This is a genomic window from Dulcicalothrix desertica PCC 7102 (assembly GCF_003991905.1).
Taxonomy (GTDB): domain Bacteria; phylum Cyanobacteriota; class Cyanobacteriia; order Cyanobacteriales; family Nostocaceae; genus Dulcicalothrix; species Dulcicalothrix desertica.
In genome coordinates this window covers 1-4,968 of sequence record NZ_RSCL01000084.1, presented here as the reverse complement: position 1 = coordinate 4,968, position 4,968 = coordinate 1, and the positions used below count along the sequence as shown (strand labels likewise).

Genomic DNA, 4,968 nt, shown 5'->3' with positions numbered 1-4,968 from the left:
TAGGGTGCCCGCCGAGATACGTGCAAAATGGGACACGATGCAAAGTTTTGTAAATATAGTTGCAAGTAGTCAGACTTTATGGTAGAGAAGAAAATAGAGAAAACTCAGTAAATACTGAGTTTTTAGTTGTCTAAGCAAAAATAAAATCTCCAATCTCATCTAACGACATAGGAAAAGTCTCCATATCAATTAGATAATCGCCAAAACGCTTGACGTGAGAGGTTATATAAGGACTTATGACCGCTACATCTTCACGATTAATTAAGTACCCTTCTTTCTGTAAATTCCGTAATACGTCAGTCAAATCAACAACATTTTGGAAGAGAACAGCATTCGCCACTAAATCTTTATATTTAATAGACTTTTCCTGCTCAATTGGGTCGTTTTTAGCGATAACTCCAAAGCCTCCAAAGAAAAACCACTTTGCGAATTTATGATATGCTTCTACTATGTTCGTAACAGCGGTAATATCTCTTCTTAACTGTATATCTGAGATATATTGCAGAAGAAAAACCGTTCTTACTACTCGTCCTAATTCCTGAAAAGCTTGATATAGTCTGTTTTTGCGACTATAGTTACTTAACTTACGCAATAAAGTCGCGCTCGATATTTTACCAGTTTGAATTGATAAAACCACCTGTAAAATATCTTGCCAATGTGTTTCAATTTTATCCCAATCAATAATCTCAGAAAATAAAGAATCAATATTTTTATAGACCGTTTTGCTGTCAGGACGGTAAAAATTTAAGTCTTTCCAGTTACGGATACGGGGCATTAATTTAATACCTAGCATATGTGATAATGCGAACACTGGCGTTGATTGTCCATGAGTGTCAGCATGGATTGTATTAGGTTGAATATCTGAAAGATTTTTATACAAACCCTCAATGATATAAAGCGCCTCGGATGTACCGCAAGAAATAAATTGGCTAATCAATGCCACATAGGTATCTGAGACATGATGGTAAGCAATTCCTCCGTAGCCACCGTAGCGTATATGATACTCAGACAACAGGTTTTCTTCGTAGAGTTCGTACTTGGTTCCATCAGCCGCTGCGCTCTTGCCTTCACCCCAAACGCCAGGAAGATTTAAGACGTTGTAACGGTTGATAATATCTACCAGTGCAGCATTTAACTTATCAATTGAGAAGTGGCGCCGATTAACAAACGCCAGTTCCTTGGCAGTAATAATACCAGGCATGTGTCTTGCAGCTTGGGTTGGTCCCAAATTGCAACCGTAAGTAAACGTTGTCAATAAATAACGTTCTTTTGCGCGTTCGATTTTAGGGTCAGAACCGGATAGTGGGCCAAAGTGACGTGTAAAATTAGTCCAATAATCAACATTTCTAAGAATATCGATTAAATTTCGTTCTGGTAAACGCTCTTCTATTTCTGCGATTAAAGCCTTGGCAGAAGCACTTAAGTCGCGAGCATGGTACTTTTTAAGTACGGGTTTTCCGTCATCACTAATAATAAAATGGTGATTATTTTCATAACCAGAGTCTACAGTATTAGCGGTTTCAGTTAACCAAGATTTTAGGTACTCAACAAACCCAGAAGCCGTGTTAGGAAAGCCTAAATTTTTACAATATTCGTCAATTAACGGTAAACATTCTAACCAAGGAAGCATCTGGTCTCGGTAATCAGCATAATCTTCACTGCCAGCTACACAAATATCGCCTGAACGTAATTCTGCTGCTAAATAATGAAAAACACAAACTTCCAAGTGACGGCGGAGAAACTTTGTTTTCCCACCTTGTTGTACTACAATTAGCTTGCGCCATTGTTCTGAGATAAAATCTAATTCAATAGTTGCAGATACAAAATCTGCGCGTCGATGAGAGTTATCAAGCACAAAGTGTAATGCATCAATAACATTTTGCTCACTAGTAGTTGATTTTAAATCCAAAGCTTTAACTAAACGGAAAAAGGTGCTGCGATGAGTTTTATAGAATTTCCATAAAAGTGGAAGATGATTATTACCTTTATATGCATTTGCTACCTCACATTCAGTCAAAAGTTTTTCCGCTCCACCATGACCCGTAAATATATTGTCTAATTTATTAAAAAGTGGTTCAAAGGAGTGTAACGGTTCATCAGCTTCTACTTTGGGATTGTCATCAAATAATGACAATTGGATTGATTCTGGATGAGAGACTGTTTGAGAAGCAATTTCTTGTTTCTCATCAACAAAAACATGTAGAGTATCCTGAAAGACATCAACTAACTTTTCTTGTGTTTCTTGAATTTTTTTCTTGATAAGTTCCAATTCATTTTTCGCATCATTATTTATTGAGCGCATTTGTTTAAGGAACATCTCAACCAGGTTGTCTCGTGTCGTTACTTGCTTGCAATAAATAAGACATAAAATTAGAGTAATCCGCTTAGGCAAGCTGAAGTCCTTGATTTCATGAGCATCTAAAACTCTTGCCTCGGCAGCGAAGTGATGAATTTTAGCTGTGGTTATGTCCGAGAGTAATTGTTTAACATCTCCCAAAGAATCAAGCCATGTTAAATGTATAATAAACTCACTAATATTATTGCGAGTCGGGCTTTTTGGTAGTTGTTTTAAGTTGTTAAACGAAGTTTGATGCTCTGATGGGTGACGGTCTAGTAAATCAAGTAAGCGTATTTGATAATCAGAATCAATCCGTTTTAATACCAATAAGAATAATTTTTGATTGACTACATTTCTAACTCGACGAACAAGCCTGTTTAACGTATTAAATCCTGGTAATTCATAACGATTATTAATCAACTCTGCAATTGCTACATTCATTAAATCAGCAGGATTATCCATGATAGATGCTGATTCACTAACCGCTTTAACAGCTATATGCCGAGCATTTTGGTTGTACTGATTAACTTGAAGAAATGAGCGTATAGCTATTCGATGTCTGTACATTGCTTTGCGGTTTTCATAACCTAAAGCAGTAGATGAATGAAATTTTAACTTACTACGAATATGGTTAACTATTTTCAGAGGAACATCCGCTAAGTCTGGAAAATAACCAAGTCGCTGAAATGCTTTTAATACGACTACTAGGTTAAGAATATTACTTTCTCCCTTAGTGGTATTGTAAGCGAAAGCTATCTCCGACTTAGTGGGGGTATAGATTTCGTTCAGTTCTTTCTCGGTAAATTGGCGTTTAAATCTAGGGTAAGCGGTACGTTCGATTGATGTCACTCTGGTATGTTGAAAATACTGATATTACTTTTATAGATATAAAACAAAACATGCACGCTTATTATTGTTTATAACTTTTTTTCTTAAGCGTTTTAGAGGTTTGACTAATTTTATCTACTGTATTTTTGTAATAAAAGCCACAGTAAGGACAGTAGGAGTGCTGAAATGATATGACTGAGCGACCGCATTTGAGGCAATGAGACATAAGCTCAAACCCGCATAGAAAACAATGCTTTGACCGAATATCATCCCAAATTGGTTCTGTAGGTGTCCCTGGAATCCAACAGCGCGGGCAAAATTTAATACATGCAATTTGGGGAGAAATTTTTTCTTTTTTGCAAACCGCTTCCAGATACTCAGTCGGTATCGATAATGCCCTAGCCAAAAGATGACGGGTTTTGTACGAGAGTCGAGTAGTAATACCTCGTTCTATTTTCCCCAGAGAGTGCAAGTGGATACCAGCGCTTCGAGATAACTCATTTTGGCTCATCTTTAATTCTAGACGCAAGCGCTTGATATAGCCTCCAAGGGCTTCATCTTGTTGTGGTATCTTATGAGTGTCCATTAATATTCATCAAAATTCTCTCTAAAAAGATATATTAAATATATACTTTTTGTTTTTAGATAAAATATATAAATGGGGTGAAATTTGACTGTTACTGTAGCCACTGTTATTACTGAGTTTTTATTGCGTTCTAATGTTGCTAAAAGTACGAAACGTACTTATGAAAGCACGCTAAAACCTATACTTTTACAGTACGGTAGCTGGGCAATTGAAATTATCAGTAAGCAAACTTTAACCGAGTATCTAAATGAGTTAAAACATTTATCGTACACTACTCATCATAAGCATCAAGCAATACTACAAAGTTTACTAAATTTTGCAGTTGAGCAAGGTTATATAAAGGTGAATCCAATTCGTGGCTTAAAACAGCGCCAACCGAATCCAGACAAAGGAGAACATAAAACAGATTCTAATGTGCGATATTTAACTACTCAACAGCTAAACATACTATATAAAGCTGTAAAGTCTGACCTACGTATAAATGCAATAGTACATTTATTGCATTGCTCAGGTTGCCGTATATCAGAGCTTTTGCCACTAAATATAGAAGATATAGATTTAGCTAAACCTCGGTTTCAAGTAGTTGGTAAAGGTAATAAGCTTAGATACTGTTATTTAAGTCAAGACGCACTTGCAGCATTAAGTAAATACATCAAATATGGGCGCCATACAGGTGTCAGTGCTTTATTCACAGCACAACAGCCAGTAACTAAAATTACTAGTAGAATCAGCTATCGTACCGTACACGAAGATTGGCGGGAATTAATAAGTATATACCCGGAATTAATTAAAGTTAGAATTCACGATTTACGACATACTTTTGCTACCGAGCGTGTCGGCTTAATGGGTATTGAAGAATTACGTGCGCTTATGGGTCATGAAGATATTGAAACAACTCTACGCTACCAAAAAGTCACATCAGATAGAGCAGAAGAAGTTGCTATCAACGCTCTTAATTACTTAGCATCAAATCAAAATAAATAATTGAGGTGCGCTCGATTAAGCTAGAGTTATATAAACTACAAGTATGTGTATAAATCGTAATTTTTACACATAATAATATCTAATTCGCTGGTAGATGAAGAGAATGAGGTATACTCGGCGCCAAGAGAGTGAGTTTTGTTATTGCCTCTTTACCATAAAGGCTAATTTATTGCAAGTATCTTAACAAAACTTTGCATCGTGTCCCATTTTGCACGTATCTCGGCGGCCACCC

Annotated in this window: 3 protein-coding genes; 1 reads left to right on the top strand and 2 read right to left on the bottom strand. The window is 36.4% G+C overall.

What is annotated here, in order from left to right:
• Nucleotides 1–130: 130 nt before the first annotated feature.
• Together DSM106972_RS50805 and DSM106972_RS50800 are read right to left on the bottom strand one after the other, a co-directional pair.
• Nucleotides 131–3,187, bottom strand: coding sequence for a Tn3 family transposase (locus tag DSM106972_RS50805; protein WP_127087832.1), 3,057 nt, complete (start codon nt 3,185–3,187; stop codon nt 131–133).
• 61 nt (nt 3,188–3,248) lie between these two features.
• Nucleotides 3,249–3,752 carry a helix-turn-helix domain-containing protein gene (locus DSM106972_RS50800; RefSeq protein WP_127087831.1) on the bottom strand — a complete coding sequence of 168 codons (504 nt, stop codon included), beginning with the start codon at nt 3,750–3,752 and terminating at the stop codon, nt 3,249–3,251.
• Between the two features lie 84 nt (nt 3,753–3,836).
• On the opposite strand from DSM106972_RS50800, the gene DSM106972_RS50795 reads away from it, so the two are divergent.
• Nucleotides 3,837–4,736 (top strand): tyrosine-type recombinase/integrase, encoded by a 900-nt coding sequence (locus DSM106972_RS50795; protein ID WP_127087830.1) that lies wholly within the window; start codon nt 3,837–3,839, stop codon nt 4,734–4,736.
• The last annotated feature ends 232 nt before the right edge of the window (nt 4,737–4,968 follow it).

Bases quoted from the DNA above. Each gene is read 5' to 3' on its own strand.
- DSM106972_RS50800 (WP_127087831.1), bottom strand. From the start codon at position 3,752: ATGGACACTCATAAGATACCACAACAAGATGAAGCCCTTGGAGGCTAT.